1 protein-coding gene is annotated in these 429 nt (G+C 69.2%); it reads left to right on the top strand.

Annotated features, from left to right (window positions below):
* The coding region (locus V2J85_RS40825) for a glycoside hydrolase family 16 protein (RefSeq protein WP_330824419.1) at positions 1-429 on the top strand (429 nt) is incomplete at both ends.

Genomic DNA, 429 nt, shown 5'->3' with positions numbered 1-429 from the left:
CCGGCCACGTGGGACCCCGAGACGGGCACCGGACCCAACAACGAGCTGGAGTACTACACCGACAACAAGAACGCCGCCCAGGACGGCGACGGCAACCTCGTCCTGGAAGCCCGCCGCGAGCCGACCCCGGGCTCGGCCTGCCCGCGCGACCCGCTGAGCGGGAGCACCACCTGCCAGTACACCTCGGCGCGGCTCAACACCTACGGGAAGTTCCAGTTCACCTACGGCCGGGTCGAGGCACGCATCAAGGTCTCCGGCACCCAGGGGCTCTGGCCCGCGTTCTGGATGCTGGGCGCGGACTACTTCGACCAGGCGCGCCCGTCGCCGTACACCGGTGAGATCGACATCATCGAACACGAGGGCAAGGAGCCGAACACCACCTACTCCAACCTGCACGCGCCCGCCTACCACGGCGCGGCCGGTAACGGA

This window comes from Streptomyces bugieae, assembly GCF_036352915.1.
GTDB classification, from domain to species: Bacteria; Actinomycetota; Actinomycetes; order Streptomycetales; family Streptomycetaceae; genus Streptomyces; species Streptomyces endophytica.
Note: the sequence above shows the minus strand (reverse complement) of the source record. Positions and strands in the feature narration are given on the sequence as shown.